At 65.9% G+C, this 16,327-nt stretch carries 14 protein-coding genes; 7 read left to right on the top strand and 7 right to left on the bottom strand.

The features are described from left to right. Positions 1-86: 86 nt before the first annotated feature. Positions 87-1,079, bottom strand: a complete 993-nt coding sequence (locus tag ASF32_RS03700) for a DUF808 domain-containing protein (protein WP_056423800.1) — start codon at positions 1,077-1,079, stop codon at positions 87-89. Between the two features lie 109 nt (positions 1,080-1,188). Further along, complete coding sequence (locus ASF32_RS03705; RefSeq protein ID WP_056423802.1) at positions 1,189-2,073, bottom strand: fumarylacetoacetate hydrolase family protein; 885 nt, start codon at positions 2,071-2,073, stop codon at positions 1,189-1,191. A gap of 396 nt (positions 2,074-2,469) precedes the next feature. Between ASF32_RS03705 and ASF32_RS03710 the strand changes: the two genes are divergently transcribed. Beyond that, positions 2,470-3,786, top strand: coding sequence for an outer membrane protein transport protein (locus tag ASF32_RS03710; protein ID WP_156467673.1), 1,317 nt, complete (start codon positions 2,470-2,472; stop codon positions 3,784-3,786). A gap of 247 nt (positions 3,787-4,033) precedes the next feature. Here ASF32_RS03710 and phaC read toward each other — a convergent pair whose 3' ends face one another. Then, the gene (gene phaC, locus ASF32_RS03715) at positions 4,034-5,836 is read right to left on the bottom strand and encodes a class I poly(R)-hydroxyalkanoic acid synthase (protein ID WP_056423804.1); all 1,803 of its coding nucleotides are present in this window, start codon (positions 5,834-5,836) and stop codon (positions 4,034-4,036) included. 114 nt (positions 5,837-5,950) lie between these two features. Between phaC and ASF32_RS03720 the strand changes: the two genes are divergently transcribed. The 3 genes from ASF32_RS03720 to ASF32_RS03730 all read left to right on the top strand — a co-directional run bounded on the left by ASF32_RS03720 (position 5,951) and on the right by ASF32_RS03730 (position 7,987). After that, positions 5,951-6,322: a hypothetical protein gene (locus tag ASF32_RS03720; RefSeq protein ID WP_056423807.1), complete on the top strand. Its 372-nt coding sequence runs from the start codon at positions 5,951-5,953 to the stop codon at positions 6,320-6,322. Positions 6,323-6,429: 107 nt separating this feature from the next. Next, the gene (locus ASF32_RS03725; protein ID WP_056423809.1) at positions 6,430-7,647 is read left to right on the top strand and encodes an LL-diaminopimelate aminotransferase; all 1,218 of its coding nucleotides are present in this window, start codon (positions 6,430-6,432) and stop codon (positions 7,645-7,647) included. A gap of 127 nt (positions 7,648-7,774) precedes the next feature. Further along, the gene (locus tag ASF32_RS03730; RefSeq protein ID WP_056423810.1) at positions 7,775-7,987 is read left to right on the top strand and encodes a hypothetical protein; all 213 of its coding nucleotides are present in this window, start codon (positions 7,775-7,777) and stop codon (positions 7,985-7,987) included. A gap of 104 nt (positions 7,988-8,091) precedes the next feature. Here ASF32_RS03730 and ASF32_RS03735 read toward each other — a convergent pair whose 3' ends face one another. Then, a complete protein-coding gene (locus tag ASF32_RS03735; protein WP_056423812.1) occupies positions 8,092-8,385 on the bottom strand; it encodes a hypothetical protein in 294 nt (97 codons plus the stop codon). A gap of 223 nt (positions 8,386-8,608) precedes the next feature. On the opposite strand from ASF32_RS03735, the gene ASF32_RS03740 reads away from it, so the two are divergent. Beyond that, on the top strand, positions 8,609-8,929 hold the full coding sequence (locus tag ASF32_RS03740) for a hypothetical protein (RefSeq protein ID WP_244478135.1): 321 nt from the start codon (positions 8,609-8,611) through the stop codon (positions 8,927-8,929). A gap of 3 nt (positions 8,930-8,932) precedes the next feature. Here the strand turns inward: ASF32_RS03740 and ASF32_RS03745 are convergent, their stop codons facing one another. Then, a complete protein-coding gene (locus tag ASF32_RS03745) occupies positions 8,933-9,358 on the bottom strand; it encodes a DUF2809 domain-containing protein (protein WP_082470502.1) in 426 nt (141 codons plus the stop codon). Between the two features lie 129 nt (positions 9,359-9,487). Here ASF32_RS03745 and prfB point away from each other — a divergent pair. Beyond that, positions 9,488-10,616 (top strand): peptide chain release factor 2 gene (gene prfB / locus ASF32_RS03750; protein ID WP_156467674.1). Its coding sequence is split into 2 segments (ribosomal slippage): positions 9,488-9,556 and positions 9,558-10,616, totalling 1,128 coding nucleotides; the frame shifts between segments, so codons are not numbered across the junction. Positions 10,617-10,643: 27 nt separating this feature from the next. Here the strand turns inward: prfB and ASF32_RS03755 are convergent. Together ASF32_RS03755 and ASF32_RS03760 are read right to left on the bottom strand one after the other, a co-directional pair. After that, positions 10,644-11,915 carry a M23 family metallopeptidase gene (locus tag ASF32_RS03755; RefSeq protein WP_056423818.1) on the bottom strand — a complete coding sequence of 424 codons (1,272 nt, stop codon included), beginning with the start codon at positions 11,913-11,915 and terminating at the stop codon, positions 10,644-10,646. Positions 11,916-12,019: 104 nt separating this feature from the next. Next, a complete protein-coding gene (locus ASF32_RS03760; protein ID WP_056423820.1) occupies positions 12,020-12,487 on the bottom strand; it encodes a peroxiredoxin in 468 nt (155 codons plus the stop codon). Positions 12,488-12,656: 169 nt separating this feature from the next. Between ASF32_RS03760 and ASF32_RS03765 the strand changes: the two genes are divergently transcribed. After that, positions 12,657-16,112, top strand: coding sequence for a DUF3971 domain-containing protein (locus tag ASF32_RS03765; RefSeq protein ID WP_056423822.1), 3,456 nt, complete (start codon positions 12,657-12,659; stop codon positions 16,110-16,112). The last annotated feature ends 215 nt before the right edge of the window (positions 16,113-16,327 follow it).

The following is a 16,327-nucleotide window of genomic DNA, read 5'->3' on the forward strand; positions in this document are numbered from 1 at the left end:
CATGAGGCGAATCTTCGCCGGAAAATCAAGCCGGGCCGGCCGCATGCCCCGATGCATTTGGCTTCAGGCCGGCCAGGATAGCCCCCTCACGCCGTCTTGCCGCGCAATCCCGACAGGCCCGACCAGAGGGGGGCGATGAGGTAACTGGTGATCGGAATCAGCGCAGCCCCGACCACGAGGCCCACGATGCCGGAGCCGATGGCGGTGACGATCCATTCGACGACGGGTCCGACCGGCGGCACCATCTTCGCGCTGCCGGCAGCGGCTTCGTGGATCACGTGGGCGACCTGGGGCAGGCCGTAACCTTCGAGACCATGGACGAGGATGCCGCCGCCGACCCAGATCATCGCGGCTGTACCGATGATGGCCAGAAGCTGCAGGAAGACCGGCATGCCCTTGACCAGGGCACGGCCGAAGCCGCGGATCGCGCTGCCGAACACGGACTCCGAATTGTTCTTCGCCATCGCGACCCCGGCATCGTCCGCCTTCACGATGAGCGCCACGCCGCCATAGACGAAGACCGTGATGCCGATGGCGACGACCGCGAGCACGATCGCCTTCGTCCAGATGCTGCCTTCGGGAAGAGAGGCCAGGGAGATCGCCATGATCTCGGCCGACAGGATGAAATCCGTCTTGATCGCGCTGGAGACCTTGCGCGCTTCCAGAGCCTGGCCGTCCCCGGCATCGGCGTCGAGCTTGGCCTCATGCGCATGGGCCTTGTGCGGGAACAGCGCCTCGTAGACCTTCTCGGTGCCCTCGTAGCAGAGGTAGGCCCCGCCGAGCATGAGCAGCGGGGTGATGGCCCAGGGGGCGAAGGCCTGCAGCAACAGGGCCGCCGGCAGCAGGAACAGCATTTTGTTGCGCAGCGAACCGATGGCGATCTTGCCCACGATCGGCAATTCGCGCTCGGCCGCGAAGCCCACGACGTAGCGCGGCGTCACGGCGGCGTCGTCGATGACGACCCCCGCCGCCTTCGCACCGGCCTTGGCGGCTTGCCCGGCGACGTCGTCGAGGGAAGCGGCCGCGACCTTGGCGAGCCCCGCGATGTCGTCGAGGAGGGCGATCAGTCCGATGCTCAAGATTAGGTCCTTCCAACTGCCATGGGCCGGGCCGCGCGACGCAGGTTACCGGCCAAGCTGTCTCTAGCAGAGGAGACGAGCGAGCGGGGATTTCGATCCCCGCCCCGTTTCAATGAGTCGGTTCGCCGGCCGCGACCTTCGCGGTCCAATCGTCGAAGGCGACGATTTCCTGCCGTTGCTCACCGAGGCCGGTGATGCCGAGGGTCATCACGTCCCCGCTCTTGAGGAAACGCGGAGGCTTGCGCGCCATGCCGACGCCAGGGGGCGTTCCCGTGGTGATCACGTCGCCCGGCTCCAGCATCATGAAATGCGAGAGATAGGCGACGATCTGGGCGACGTCGAAGATCATCCTCGATGTCGACCCGGTCTGCATCCGCTCGCCATTCACGTCGAGCCAGATGTCGAGGGCCGCCGGGTCGGGGATCTCGTCCAGCGTCACCAGCCAGGGCCCGAGGGGGCCGAAAGTCGGGCAGCCCTTGCCCTTGCTCCATGTCCCGCCGCGATCGAACTGGTACTCCCGCTCGGAGACGTCGTTGCAGAGGCAGAGGCCGGCCACATAGGACAAAGCCTCGTTGGCATGGACGTAGGATGCACGTGCGCCGATGACGATGGCGAGCTCCGCCTCCCAATCCGTCTTGGCCGACCCTTTCGGCAGAATGACCCGGTCGTTGGGACCGGAGATGCAGGACGGCGCCTTGTTGAAGACGATCGGCTCGGCCGGGATATCCGCGCCGATCTCCGCCGCGTGATCGGTATAGTTCAGCCCGATGGCGATGAAGTTGCGCGTTCCGCCGACACAGGGACCGAGGCGTGTCTCCGGCGACAAGAGCGGCAAGGTTTCGGGATCAATGGACCGCAGCCGCTCCAGCGACGTCGTCGCGAGGGCGGAACCGGAAATATCGCGCAGGACACCGGACAGATCCCGCAATCCGCCCTGAGCATCGATCAGACCCGGCTTCTCGTCGCCCACATCACCATGACGCACCAGTTTCATCGGCTCTCACTCCCCTTCGATCGATGGACTGGCACTGAGATCGGTCCCACCACCGTCCCTGGCAAGGTGTCGAGGCCGGACAGGCGCATGTTGCATAATTCATACACTGCTCGGGAAACCCGCCAGAATACGCATTTTCTTGCATGAACGCCGATACGTAAATCCGACAGTTTAGATGTGAACCATCTACCGCGATGCTTTTCGGTGACACAAGCCGATGATGTCATCAGATGCATCTTCAAAGTAAATCTCAGATTAGGAAACGATTAACACCTCAACTAACATGGATTGCATAGACCGACCAAGAACGGCACTCTTCTGCTCAAGATGCGGGCCGGGGATCACTCTACGGTAAATCCGAGCATCGTAAGCAAGGGTCGGGAAGAGGACATGGCCATGACGATTCGCAACGCGGCTCTGGCGGGAATTTCTACCGTGCTCCTGACCCTGACGGCGGGGGGAGCCCTGGCCGGCGCGTTCGGTATCCGCGAACAGAGCACCCTTGCCGAAGGTCAGGCTTTCGCCGGTGCGGCGTCCGGCTCCGGCGGCGTCTCGTCGATGTTCTGGAACCCGGCCACGATCACTATGAACCCCGGCTGGGTCAGCGAGCAGAATCTCAGCTTCATCAACCTCTCCTCCAAGATCACCCCGACCGACGGCACCTCGCCGTTATTCGCGCCACTGGGCGGCAGCGGCGATATCGGCCAGGGAGCCGTGATCCCGGCCGGCGCCACCTCCTATCAGCTCACCGACAGGCTCTGGATCGGCATCCAGACCGGCGCTCCGTTTGGCCTCGTGACCAAGCCCCGCGATGACTGGGCCGGTGAAGTCTATGGACGGTCGAGCCGAATCTTCTCGCTCTCGTTCAACCCGACCATCGGCTTCAAGGTCAACGAGTGGCTCTCGATCGCCGCCGGGCCGAACATCGAGTATTTCCGCCTGACCCTTCGCCAAGCCTTCCCGCTCTCGTTCAGCCCGCTCATCGCCCCCAACGCGTCGCTCAAGGGAGAATCCTGGGGCGTCGGCCTCACGGCGGGCGTACTCATCACCCCCTGGGCGGGGACGGCTTTGGGCGTCGGCTATCGCTCCTCCGTGCATCACGACATCGAGGGCGCCTTCATATTGCCGGGGCCGGCGGCCTTCCTGAGCCAGCAGGTGACCGCCAACCTCAACACCCCGGAAAAGCTGAGCGTCGGCCTGACCCAGGCCGTCAGCCCGGTCGCCCGTGTCAATCTCGGTTTCGAGTGGGACAATTGGTCGAGGCTCGGCGATGTCGGCATCGTCGGCCGCACCACCGGCGGCATCGCGACCACGCTGCCCCTGAACTACAAGGACGGCTACACCTATTCCGTCGGCGGCGAGTACGATTGGTCGCCGGCCCTGACCGTCCGGGGCGGTCTCGCCTATGAGCAATCGCCCATCGATTTCTCGAACCGCTCGGTGCGGCTGCCCGACAGCGACCGCTTCAACGTCTCACTCGGTGGCAGCTATCGCTGGAGCGAGAAGCTGACCCTGAACATCGCCTATTCCCACCTCTTCCTCGTGGGCGATTCGAAGCTCCTGGCCGGGCCGGGCCGCGACTACAACTTCCGCGACATCCCCTTCGCGGCCGATACCAGCGGCAGCGCGGACATCGTTTCGGTGGGCTTCCGCTACGTCTTCGGAACGCCTGCCGCTCCGATCGCTCCTGCGCCGCTGGTGCGGAAGTTCTGAGGGTCCTCGACCGGAACACCGCGGCTTTGAGGAGATCTTCCCCCTCGACCTCATCCTGAGGTGCAGCGATAGCCGCCCCGAAGGAGCCCTCCAGACACCGTTGCGCGAACTGGAGGGCTCCCTCGAAGCCTACGCTCCGTCACCTCAGAATGAGGTGACGGGAATTCGAAAAAAGGCAGTCGAACACCTGTCAGCCGGCCGCACGAGCCACCGACGGTCGCGTTCTCGACTCGGCCATTCGATCCGATCACGCCTTCATGCGGACATAGGTCCCGGGCGCCGGCCCGAGGGAGGCGAGGCCTCCTTCTCCCGGAATCCGGGCAGGCACGCGGGCGGGCGCCTGCTTTTCCAGCCATTCGAACCAATAGGGCCACCACGACCCCTTGTGCTCGGTCGCCGCCGAGATCCAATCCTCCAGGCGTCCTTTGGCCGCCCCGCCGGTCCAGTACCCGTATTTCGGCTTGGAAGGCGGGTTGACCACGCCGGCGATGTGACCCGACCCAGCCAGCACGTAGTCGACCGGCCCGCCGAACTTCGACGACCCTTCGAACACCGAGATGGCGGGGGCGATGTGATCCTCGCGGGTGGCGAGGTTGAAGATCGGCACCTTCACCTTCTTCAGGTCGAGACGCACGTTCCCGAGGATCATGCGGCCTTGAGCGAGGGTGTTATCGAGGTAGCAATTGCGCAGGTAGAACGAATGGTTGGCCGCCGGCATCCGCGTGGCGTCCGCGTTCCAGTAGAGGAGGTCGAAGGCCGAGGGCGTCTGCCCCTTCACGTAGTTGTTGACCACGTAGGACCAGATCAGGTCGTTCGGGCGCAGCATGTTGAAGGCGGCCGCCATGCCGGAGCCTTCGAGGTAGCCGCGTTTCTTCATGCGGGCTTCGATGCCGCGAATCTGCTCCTCGTCGGCGAAGACCTTCAGATCGCCGGCATGTGTGAAATCCACCTGCGTCGTCAGGAAGGTGGCGCTCTTGATCCGCTTGTTGCCGGTGGCCGCCTGCATGGCCAGGGTCACCGCCAGCAGAGTGCCGCCGACGCAATATCCTGCCGCCGCGACCTCGCTCTCGCCGGTGGCGACACCGATCGCGTCGATGGCCGCCTCGATGCCCTCGCGCATGTAGCTCTCGAAATCCTTGTCGGCATGGCGCTCGTCGGGGTTCACCCACGAGATGCAGAAGACCGTGAGGCCCTGCGACACCATCCAGCCGATCAGGCTTTTCGACGGGTTGAGATCGAGGATGTAGAACTTGTTGATCCAGGGCGGCACGATCAGGAACGGGCGCTTCAGCACCGTCTCAGTGGTCGGCGAATACTGGATCAGTTCCATCAGGTCGTTGCGGAACACCACCTCGCCGGGGGACACGGCGACGTTGACGCCGACCTCGAACCCGGACGGATCGGTCTGGCGGACGCGCAGCTGACCTTTGCCAGCTTCGATATCCTCCGCGAGCATCTTCATGCCGCGCACGAGATTGGCGCCGTTCTCCTGCAGCGTATGCCGAATCAGTTCGGGATTGGTCATCACGAAATTGGACGGCGAGAGCGCGCCGACGATCTGCCGGAGGTAGAACTGGGCCTTGTGGCGCGTATGCTCGTCGATCCCATCGGCCTCGTCGACGAGCTCCTCGGCCCAGCGGGAGGTGATGAGGTAGCTCTGCTTGATGAAGTCGAAGATCGGGTTGGTGGACCATTCGGCATGTTTGAAGCGGTTGTCCTTCGCCTCGGGCAAAGCCACGGGCGGGGCTTCCTCGCCCTGGAGGCGATGCCAGGTCGAGCCCCACAGGGTGATGAACGCGTCGCTGAGCTTCTTCTGCGCTTCGAGGGACTTCTGCGGGTCGACCATCCAACGCTCGGCGACGGTGCCGAGGGTCTTGACGACGTCGTTGACCTCTTCCGGGGGCTTGGCCAGTTCGGGGTCGAGCGGGTCGGCCTGGCTGATCGGCTTCATGTAGGCGCCGGCCGTCCGGGTGAACTCCTCGATCAGCAACGTCGCGTTGCGGGACAAGGCGTCGATATCGGGAAGCGGTGTCGTCCTGTCGGTCGTCACGCGTGGATTTCCCCTCTATTCCGTGGGACGGCCCGGCCGAACCGTCCTCGTTCTCGACAAATTAACGCGGCACCTCGACTTTCCGCCAGGGCGCGGCTTACGTTTCAGGTCATTATGTCAGAGCCTTCATCACGGAATCACAGGCGGTGCGGCTTTGCTCCGCGCTTCGCCCTCGTCCTCGGCGGACTTCTCGCCGCAGGAGGATGCTCCGGCGACCTCAACGCCATGCGCGGCGCCTATACGCTCGCCGGTGGGGGCCCGAAGGATGTGAAGGCGCCCGACTTCGTGGTGCAATCTCGCAAGACCGACGCCGATTACCTGCCCGTCGGCGTCGCAGCACCCGCCAGACCCATCAGCGCCCGCACCGCCGAGGGGACCAAGAGTCTGGAGAACGATCTGATGGGCGCTCGTGGGCGTAACGAGGCCAAGGGCCGCGCCGCCGAGAGCGCCGCCCGCGCCACCGGCCAGATCCAGCCTGCACAATAACGGTCGGCTCCGGGCCGCCGAAATGGTAGACAGGCTGACCACGTCAGAGTGATGACAGTTTTGAACGCGCGAATCATGCGATTCGCGCATCGGACCCCGTGAAGCCCATGACCGATTTTCACCGCATCAAGCGCCTGCCCCCCTACGTGTTCGAGCAGGTCAACCGGATCAAGGCCCAGGCGCGCGCCAATGGCGCCGACATCATCGATCTCGGCATGGGCAATCCCGATCTCGACGCCCCGCGTCATGTCATCGCCAAGCTGGTGGAGACGGCGGGCAGGCCGCGCACGGACCGCTACTCGTCCTCGAAGGGCATCGCCGGTCTGCGCCGCGCCCAGGCGAGTTATTACAAGCGCCGCTTCGGCGTGAGCCTGAACCCCGACACGCAGGTGGTGGCGACGCTCGGCTCGAAGGAGGGCTTCGCCAACATGGCGCAGGCGATCACCGCGCCGGGCGACGTCGTGCTGGTGCCGAATCCGAGCTACCCGATCCACGCCTTCGGCTTCCTGATGGCGGGCGGCGTGATCCGCTCCGTGCCGGCCGAGCCGACCCCGGCCTTCTTCCCGGCCGTCGAGAAGGCCATGCAGCACTCGATCCCGAAGCCGGTGGCGATCGTGGTCTGCTACCCCTCGAACCCCACGGCCTACGTCGCGAGCCTCGATTTCTACCGGGACCTCGTCGCCTTCGCCAAGCGCCACGAAATCATCATCCTGTCGGACCTCGCCTATGCGGAGGTCTATTTCGACGGCGAGCCGCCGCCCTCCGTTCTGGAAGTGCCGGGCGCGATCGACTGCACGGTGGAGTTCACCTCGCTCTCGAAAACCTTCTCCATGGCCGGCTGGCGCATGGGCTTCGCTGTCGGCAACGAGCGCCTACTCGCGGCGCTGACACGCGTGAAATCCTACCTCGATTACGGCGCCTTCACGCCGATCCAGGTCGCGGCGACGGCCGCCCTGAACGGCCCGGAAGATTGCATCGTCGAGATGCGCGGGATCTACAAGAAGCGCCGGGACGCGCTGATCGAGTCGTTCGACAAGACCGGCTGGAAGATCCCGAGCCCGTCGGCCTCGATGTTCGCCTGGGTGCCGATTCCGGAAAAGTATCAGAGCCTCGGCAGCCTGGAATTCTCCAAGCTGCTTCTCGAGAAGTCGGACGTCGCGGTGGCGCCGGGTATCGGTTTTGGCGAACACGGCGACAATTACGTCCGTATCGCGCTGGTCGAGAACGAGCAGCGCATCCGTCAGGCGGCCCGCAATATTCGCCGTTTCTTCGAGACGTCCGACCGCACGCTGCACAACGTCGTGCCGCTGACCAAAGCGGGCTGACGCATCGGAGACGATGTTGCGGGGAGGAGACAGGTCGCGCCAAAGCGGCCGGTGACCCTCTCATGTGCTTGTCACATGCCGTCCCGGTGAGCAGGGTCGCGGAATGTCGCCTGCCACCGAGGATCGTATGCGCGGATTGACCCTGACCGTCGCGCTGCTGCTGGCCGGATCGGCCGGTGCTTGTGCGCCGAACCCGATCGTCGCGCGTGACCCCGTTCCCGCGCCCGAGCCGGGCCTGAGCTATGTCTGCGATTCCCGGCCCTTCGTCCTGAATGCGGTCGTCAGCAATTGCGAACCGGTTCATCGGGAGCCGCAGGTCGTGCTTCGTTCCAAGGGCTGATCCGCCCGGACGGAGCACCCTTTCATGAAAAAGGCCGGAGCATCGCTCCGGCCTTTTCTTTTCAAAGGGCGATCAGCCCTTTCCTACACCGGTCGAACCTTGCCTCAGCGGGCGGCCGGCGCCGGGCTCACGGGGCGCGGTGCCGCGCTCGGATCGTTGGTCGTCATACCGGGAGTGGCCGGCATGGCATTGCCCGGTGCCGTGCGGGCACCCGGTGCGGTCGCGGTTCCGGTGGTCGCCGGGCCGGCCTCGAGGCTGTCCCCCTTGCCCACGACACCCGACTTCGAACCGGCGGCGTTGGTGCCGTGGCTCTCGGGCATGCCGGTCTGTGCGAAGGCGGCACCGGACAGGGCAACGACCATTGCGGCAGCGGCGGCAGAAATCTTGATGGCGGTCACGTTGGGCTCCTTGTTGGATGCGCTTGAAGATCGCGCTTGGGAGGTCAACGCGGCGCGTCCGGCTCGGTTGCCCCAGGGATCGGACGCCCATCCCGAGCCCGGAGGGCGGACGTGAAAAAGTTGCGGCTTGGCGCGCCAATGACACGGACAGGCAACCTCTCCTGAGTCATGGTAAGAGCAAGAGCGGCCGCGGCCGCATGTGAACACCGCGACGGAGCGACCCGTGCAGCATCTCTCGACATTCGCCGCCGCCGGCCTGATCGGCCTCGGCCTGTCCGTCGCCACCGGCGCGGTCGCCCAGACCTCCTATACGGCCTCGCATGGCCCCTACATCCTGCCGACGGACCGGGCGACGGGCCGTCCCGTCCCTGACGATGCGCGCGCGATTCCCGTGCCGAGCGTCATGAATGGCGGAGGGTTCGGCCTCAGCGGCAACAGCTATTTCGAGGATTCACCGACGGAAGGTCCGCTGAGCGGACGCAAGCGGCCGCACGAATTCGTCCTGGCCCCGGCGCGCGTCGCGCCCCCCGCCTACGGGCGCTGACCTCTATTCCCCATCCGCCCGCGATCTGACCAGACGATCCACGAGGGCCGACGCGGCGAGGCCCGCCGCATAGGCGACGAGGTTCCAGGGCGAGAAGATCCGTCCGAGCAAAAGAGCACCGGCGAGCGTCAGCCTGAAAGCGTCGAGCGCTGGCGTATGGATGAGGCGGGAGAGTTCAACCAAGAGGGCGATCGTCCCGGCAACGATGAGAATGGCCCTCGTGCGCCGGCCCGGCAGCAGCACCGCGACCAGGCAATAGACCATAGCGCCCCATAGGGCCGAGCCGCCGTATTTCACGATTGCCAAGGGCAGTCCGACAGGGACGAAGCGGAGGGTCAATCCCGCGCCGATGATGGCCAGGCCAGCCGCGAGATAGAGCGCGCGTGTCCGCATGCGGGCGGTGGGTCTGGAAGCGATGTGTGGCGCCATGCGTTCGCAGCGTCTCGGATCGTAACGGATAAGGAAGACGGGCGCCGCCGTTTACACCGGGCAGGCGTCTCGGTATCACCCGCGCTCACACGCCGAGCCCCATACCTTCACCACGAGCCGAAACACCAGATGCGCGCCGAGATCGAACAACTCTCGGATGCCGCCAAGCAGTCGATCGGACTGCTGAGGAGGCATCTTTGACTGGGATACCGTCGAGAAACGACTCGCGGAGCTGAATGCGGCTTCCGAGAACCCCGACCTCTGGAACGATGCGGAGGCGGCGCAGAAGGTCATGCGTGAACGCGGCGCCCTTGAAGAGGCCGTGGCTGCGATCAGGAAACTTGCCCAAGATCTGGACGATGCCGTCACGCTGATCGAGCTCGGCGAGATGGAAGGCGACCAGGACACCATTCTCGAGGGCGAGAATGGCGTTCGCGCCGTCGAGAAGGAGGCTGCGCGCCGCCAGATCGAGACCCTCCTGTCCGGCGAAGCCGATGGCCTCGACACCTATGTCGAGGTCCATGCCGGGGCCGGTGGCACCGAGAGCCAGGACTGGGCGAACATGCTCCAGCGCATGTACGGCCGCTGGGCCGAGCGCCGGAAGTACAAGGTCGACATCGTCGAATGGTCGGATGGCGACGAGGCCGGGATCAAGGGCGCCACGCTCATGGTCAAGGGCCACAACGCCTATGGCTGGCTCAAGACGGAATCCGGCGTTCACCGCCTCGTTCGGATCTCGCCTTACGATTCCAGCGCGCGCCGGCATACCAGCTTCGCCAGCGTCCGGGTCTATCCGGTGATCGATGACCGCATCGTCATCGAGATCAAGGAATCGGATTGCCGCATCGACACCTATCGCTCGTCGGGCGCCGGTGGCCAGCACGTGAACACCACCGATTCGGCCGTGCGCATCACCCACAACCCGACCGGGATCGTGGTGGCGTGCCAGCAGGAGCGGTCCCAGCACAAGAATCGGGCCACCGCCTGGAACATGCTGCGCGCCCGGATGTACGAGGCCGAGCTCAAGAAACGCGAAGAAAAGGCCAACGCTGAGAACGCGGCCAAGACCGATATCGGTTGGGGCCACCAGATCCGGTCCTACGTGCTGCAGCCGTATCAGCTGGTGAAGGACCTGCGCACGGGCACCCAGTCCACCGATCCCGACGAGGTACTGGACGGTGCGCTCGATCCCTTCATGGAAGCGTCGCTGGCCCAGCGCGTCTATGGCGGGGCCGGCGAGGTCGAGGACATCGACTGATCCTCGCTTGCCTTCAGATGCGCGCTCCTAGCGGGCGGCGAGGAACTGCGCGTCCGATCCGCTGAGGACGCGCAGGAAACGCAGCGGGTCCACGGGCTCGCCGTCGATTCTCGTCTCGTAATGCAGGTGGCTCCCCGTCGAGCGTCCGGTGGAGCCAACACGGCCGATGGCGGCTTCGGCCTCGACCCATTCTCCGGGCCCGACCGAGACCGACGAGAGATGGGCGTAGCGGGTGACGAGCCCGTTGCCGTGGTCGAGTTCGACCATGTTGCCGTAGCCGCCGCTGTAATCTGCGACCGTCACCCGGCCGGCCGCTGTCGCGCGCGCGCTTTCCCCGAACTCGGCCTTCATGTCGAGGCCGGTATGCAGGGCGAGCCCGCGCGTGAACGGATCGAGGCGGGGTCCGAAACCGCTCGACAGGCTGTACTTGCCGGTCAGGGGCTGCCGGACGGGGAGGGCGGATGCGATGCGGCGCAGGCGGTCTTCCTCGCCGAGAACCCGCTGAACCTGTCCGACCGCGATGCCGAACGGATCGGCAGAGAGCGGCACGAGCGGCCCGCCGATCCCCGCCTCGCGCTGGCGCTCGAAACGCTGCGGGTCGAGGCCGGCCCGGAACACGATGTCGCGCAGGCGCTGGGACCCACGGATCGCGCGCACGCCCAACCCGTCCAGGGTTCGGATCTGGTCCGCCCCCAGTCGATCGAGGCGCTGGTCGAGCGCCGCCAGAACCTGCTCGCTCTTCCGCAGGGATTGGCGGCCGGGCTGTCCGTCAGTGTCGCGCGAGCGCAGTTCGAGTGCATCCGGAGTGGGAAACGGCTTCGGCACCGACTTGCGCAATGGCGCAGCAAACGACTTGGCAACGGGATCGGCCACCGGACCGGCATAGCCGAGGGCCCCGGTCTCGACTGGATCGTCGACGCCGATCTGGTCGGCGGCAATGATTGGGCGTTGCGCCTCGCCGGCGAGAAGTGCGAGCTGGGCCTGACGCTTCTCCAGCACGGCCTGACGTTGCGAGAGATCGGCGATGCGCGCGGCGATGCCCTCACGCGTCGCCAGATGCTCCATCGTCGCCCGGTCGAGCTGAAGCCTGAGGGCTCCGATCCGCTCCTCGTACCCGTATTGGAGGGCGGTCTGCTGGGACACGAACCGGGCCAGCACCTCGTCGTGGAACACCAAGTACCACGTGGCGCCCCCGGCCCAGAGCGTGGCGATCGCCAGCCCACAAGCCAAAGCCGGCACGAGGCGCCGCCTGGCTTTCGGCAAGCGCAACCCTCCGGCGATAGGTGACGACAGGCGCATACGGGCAACCCCAATCCAACTCGCGCCATTGGAGGGGATCAGGGTTAAAGAAGCGCAAAATCGCGCGTCAGGGGATTAGCCATGATGCCGGAGGGGGACAGCTTTCAGGCGAGGGCGCGCGCGGCCGCCAGGACCTCCTCGGCATGGCCGGGAACCTTCACCTTCGGCCAGATCCGGGCGATGCGGCCCTGCGCGTCGATCAGCACCGTGGTGCGCTCGACGCCCATATATTTACGGCCGTACATGCTCTTCTCGACCCACACCCCGTAGGCTTCGAGCATCGCCTTGCTCTCGTCTGAGGCGAGCGGGAAGGTCAGGTCGTATTTGGCCCGGAACTTGTCATGGCTCTTCACCGAATCGGGTGAAACGCCCACCACGACGGCACCGGCTTCTGCAAAGGCGTCGCCAAGAGCGTTGAACCCCTGCGCCTCTAGGGTGCATCCGCTGGTATCGTCCTTGGGGTAGAAATAGAGTACGACCTTGCGACCCAAGAGCGCATCGAGACTGATCTCCGCGCCGCCCGCTCCGGGCAACGTGAAGGCGGGAGCGTGATCTCCGGTGTCGAGAGGCATGATGCCTTCCTTTCGGCCGATTGATAGTGTGCCACAAGAGGCGTTGATCGGGGGGTGCACGTAACCCCTCGGCTGAGGACCGAAAGATTGCCGGGTCAAGGCAACCCCGAATCCCGGACACCCGCTCGATAGCGTGAGCGGCCCGTCCGATCCAGCGGCTCAAGGATCGATGAACCAGGACACGGCCACAGGTTTGCGACGGTGCAGGTCGCGCCGCCGGCGGCGCCCGCTGCTATGGTGCTCGGTCGTGCTCGTGGTCGCCCTGACGCTCGCCGTTACCGGCGCGTTCTGGCGTCTGACCAACGGTCCCCTGCGCATCGATGGCATGTCCGAACGCGTGGCCTCGGCCATCGCGGGCAGCATCGGCCCCGGCTGGCGGGTGGACCTGCGCGACAGCACCGTCGAGCTCGATTCCGAGAATTCCCTGGCGCTTCAGGTCGTCGGCCTCGACATCCACAACCCGGACGGCGCCCTTGTGCTGCGCGCTCCCATGGCGGTGGTGAGCCTGGATACCTGGGGTCTGCTGCGCCTCGCCGTCCAGCCGAGGGCCATCGAGTTCCGCGATCTGCAGATGACGGCCCTGGTCCACCGCGACGGGTCCATCGCCTTTGCCGGTTCCGATCCGGCCCATGCCGCGGCGGAGCCTCATACGCTGCCCAGCGTGGATAGTGCCCGGGGAACCTCGTCGCCGATCTCGGCCGCCATCGCTTCGATCTTCGGCATCGTCCTCGATCCCGCCGGCGTGGTCGGAGCCCTCGACCGGGCGCGGATCACCAATGGGCGCCTGACGCTGATCGACGACGACGCCCGCCAGCGTGGTGTCTTCGAGCATGTGAACGGTCTGTTCCGACGCGACGCGGTGCGGGACTCCCGCGTGTTCGAGCTGCGCATCGACGGCCCTCACGGGGAATGGCGCTTCGGCGGTGACCTGCACGAGGGCGGCGAAGGAAAGCGCAACGGCATCATCACCCTGGACGATCTGCCGGTCACCGATCTCCTCCTCCTCTCGGGGCAATCGAAACTGCCGATCGAGACCGACCTGAAGGTCTCGGCCAAAGCGGAAGTAGGCCTCGACCAGGGCCGGATCGAAACCCTGAAAGCGACGGTGAAGACCAGCGATGGCAATTTCCTCATCGAGGAAAAGGACTTCAACCCGGTCACCATCGAGAGCCTGACCGCCTCGGTCAGTTGGGACGAGGCCAAGCGGGTCCTGAACCTCGACAGCATCGATTATCTCGGAGCCGGCAACGCGGTGCATCTCGCCGGCGTCTGGACCGCGAGCCCGGTGGGGGGCCCCACGGCCTGGACCCTGGCCCTCGCGGGCAAGGATGCGATCCTGCGCGGCGCCGCCAGGACCGACAAGCCGGTCAAGCTCGATGCCCTCTCGGCCCATGTCACGGGGCGGGATGGCGGCATGTCCATCGACGAGTTCACCGTGGCGGGAGCTGGTGGAGCCACCGGCCGGGTCACCGGTACGGTGGACACCAGCGCTGACGAGGGCGGCCTCACACTGAAGATCAATGCGGCCCACACCGATGGGCGCATGGCCCTGCGCCTGTGGCCGGAACATATCGCTCCGCCCGCCCGCGAATATCTGGTGGACAACCTCCAGGGCGGCCTCGTGGACAAGGTCGACATCACCGTGGACATGAGCGGCAGTGAGCTTGCCGCCGCGACGCGTGGCGAGCCGATGCCGGACAGCGCCATCCATATCGATTTCGCCGTCTCTAACGCCACGCTGGCGGTGAGCGAGGGCGCTCCCCCCCTGAGCCGCGGCCGTGTGACGGGGACCATCACCGGCCTGACCACGAACATCCGCGGCGTCACCGCCGACATCAAGATGCCGGACGACCGGACGCTCTACATCACGGACGGCTCGTTCGTGATCCCGAAGATCACGCCGGACACCGTCACCGCCCAGATCGGCCTCAAGCTCGGCGGCGGCGCGGACGCCCTCGTCGCCCTGCTCCAGACCAAGATGTTCAAGAACCTCACCGGGGTCGAGATCGACCCGGCTTCGGTCAAGGGCAATGCCGATCTGCGCATCGACTTCCCGCTCAACCTCAAGCGCATCCCCGAATTGCCGGACCTTCCCGTGAGCCTCACCGGAACCCTGAACGACCTCGCCGTCGAGAAGGCCTTCGGTAAGGAGAAGCTGGAGAACGGCCGCTTCGCCGTTACCTACGAACGGGGCGGTTTCACCCTGAAGGGCGACGGCCGGGTCCTCGGCTCACCGCTCACCCTCGACCTGCGCCAACCGAAGGCGGGCGCACCGGGCGAGGTCAACGCGACGCTCCTCCTCGACGAAGCTCTGCGGGCGAGGCGAGGCCTGCCGGTGGCCCCGCAACTCGCCGGGCCGATCCCGCTAAAGATCACTCTCGCGATCGGAAAGGGGAGCCCGGCGCGCTCGCCAATCCGCATGGAAGCGGATCTGTCCCGAGCCTCCATCGATGGCCTGATTCCGGGCTTCGTCAAACCGGCCGGCAAGCCGGGGCGCGTCAGCTTCGTCATGACAGAGGTCAGCCCGGGCGGGGCCATGGACCTGCGCGACATCGTCCTCGATGCCGGCAGCGCCAGCGCGCGCGGCACGGCGGCGATCAATGGCGACGGACAGTTCGACCGGGCCGACCTTTCGAGCTTCAAGCTCTCGCCCGGCGACGACATGCGCATCCAGATCGACCGCAGCGGCAACCTCTACAAGGTGGGCGTGAAAGGGGCCGTGGCCGATGCGCGGCCCTTCATGAAGTCGCTCGGAGGACCGGAGGGCAAGGCCGGCAAAGAAAGCGGCCGGGACCAGTCCAAGGAGATCGAGGCCGATATCAGCTTAGGCATCATCACCGGTTTCAACGGCGAGGCGCTTACCGGCGCCAGCGCGAAGCTCTCGATGAAGGGCAAGGATTTCCGCTCGGGCCGCCTGCAGGGCCGCTTCAACGGAGCCGGCTTCTCTGCCGTGGTGTCCCGCTCGGGCCGCAGCGATCCCTCGATCAACATCGAGACCACCGATGCCGGGGCGACCCTGCGTTTCGTCGATATCTACAAGCGCATGTATGGCGGGCGCCTCGTCCTCGGCAGCACCCTCGGAGACGGGCCGCAGACCGGCGTGGTCCAGATCCGCGATTTCATGCTGCGCAACGAGCCGGCCCTGTCGAGCATCATGGCGCAGGGCCCGGCGACGAGCGAAGTCGTCGATGCCAAGGGCCGCAAGCAGATCATCCAGAATGCCGGCAACGACGTGAACTTCGACCGTCTGCGGGCGAACTTCACCCGCACCGGCAGCCGCGTCGACTTCACCGACGCCGCCATCTCCAACGCCGCCATGGGCTTCACCATGAGCGGCTATCTCGACACCGCCAAGGAACGCGCCGACATCAACGGCACCTTCGTCCCGCTCTACGGGCTGAACAACGTCGTCTCGCGCCTGCCGCTGTTCGGACAGCTTCTCGGCGGCGGGAACAACGAGGGCCTGTTCGCCCTGAATTTCCGGGTCTCGGGCCGCCTGTCCAAGCCGGATGTGAGTGTGAACCCGCTTTCCGCCCTGGCTCCCGGCATCCTGCGCCGTCTGTTCAGCGCCGGAGGGAATGACGGCTTTCCCGGCGCGACCTCCGCCGGAGAGACCGAACGCTGAGGTAGCCGGCCACGTCCGCCCTCTGCGGGCTACGGGATTTATACAACTGCTTTTAGGCAGACCGTGTCCCTCTCCCCCTTGTGGGGAGAGGTTAGGAGTGGGGGTGGCTCCGCCAGCCTCCGCAGCAGCGGGAGGGGCACCCGACCACCCCACCTCCAACTCCTCCCCACAAGGCGGAGGAGGGCAGGGCTGCGCAGCCCGCAAAATCTGTGAAT

Origin of the sequence: Methylobacterium sp. Leaf91 (assembly GCF_001422815.1) — a bacterium.
Taxonomy (GTDB): Bacteria; Pseudomonadota; Alphaproteobacteria; order Rhizobiales; family Beijerinckiaceae; genus Methylobacterium.

Bases quoted from the DNA above. Each gene is read 5' to 3' on its own strand.
- ASF32_RS03725 (WP_056423809.1), top strand. From the start codon at position 6,430: ATGACCGATTTTCACCGCATCAAGCGCCTGCCCCCCTACGTGTTCGAG.
- ASF32_RS03765 (WP_056423822.1), top strand. From the start codon at position 12,657: ATGAACCAGGACACGGCCACAGGTTTGCGACGGTGCAGGTCGCGCCGC.
- ASF32_RS03745 (WP_082470502.1), bottom strand. From the start codon at position 9,358: ATGGCGCCACACATCGCTTCCAGACCCACCGCCCGCATGCGGACACGC.
- ASF32_RS03730 (WP_056423810.1), top strand. From the start codon at position 7,775: ATGCGCGGATTGACCCTGACCGTCGCGCTGCTGCTGGCCGGATCGGCC.
- ASF32_RS03755 (WP_056423818.1), bottom strand. From the start codon at position 11,915: ATGCGCCTGTCGTCACCTATCGCCGGAGGGTTGCGCTTGCCGAAAGCC.
- ASF32_RS03720 (WP_056423807.1), top strand. From the start codon at position 5,951: ATGTCAGAGCCTTCATCACGGAATCACAGGCGGTGCGGCTTTGCTCCG.
- ASF32_RS03710 (WP_156467673.1), top strand. From the start codon at position 2,470: ATGACGATTCGCAACGCGGCTCTGGCGGGAATTTCTACCGTGCTCCTG.
- ASF32_RS03760 (WP_056423820.1), bottom strand. From the start codon at position 12,487: ATGCCTCTCGACACCGGAGATCACGCTCCCGCCTTCACGTTGCCCGGA.
- ASF32_RS03705 (WP_056423802.1), bottom strand. From the start codon at position 2,073: ATGAAACTGGTGCGTCATGGTGATGTGGGCGACGAGAAGCCGGGTCTG.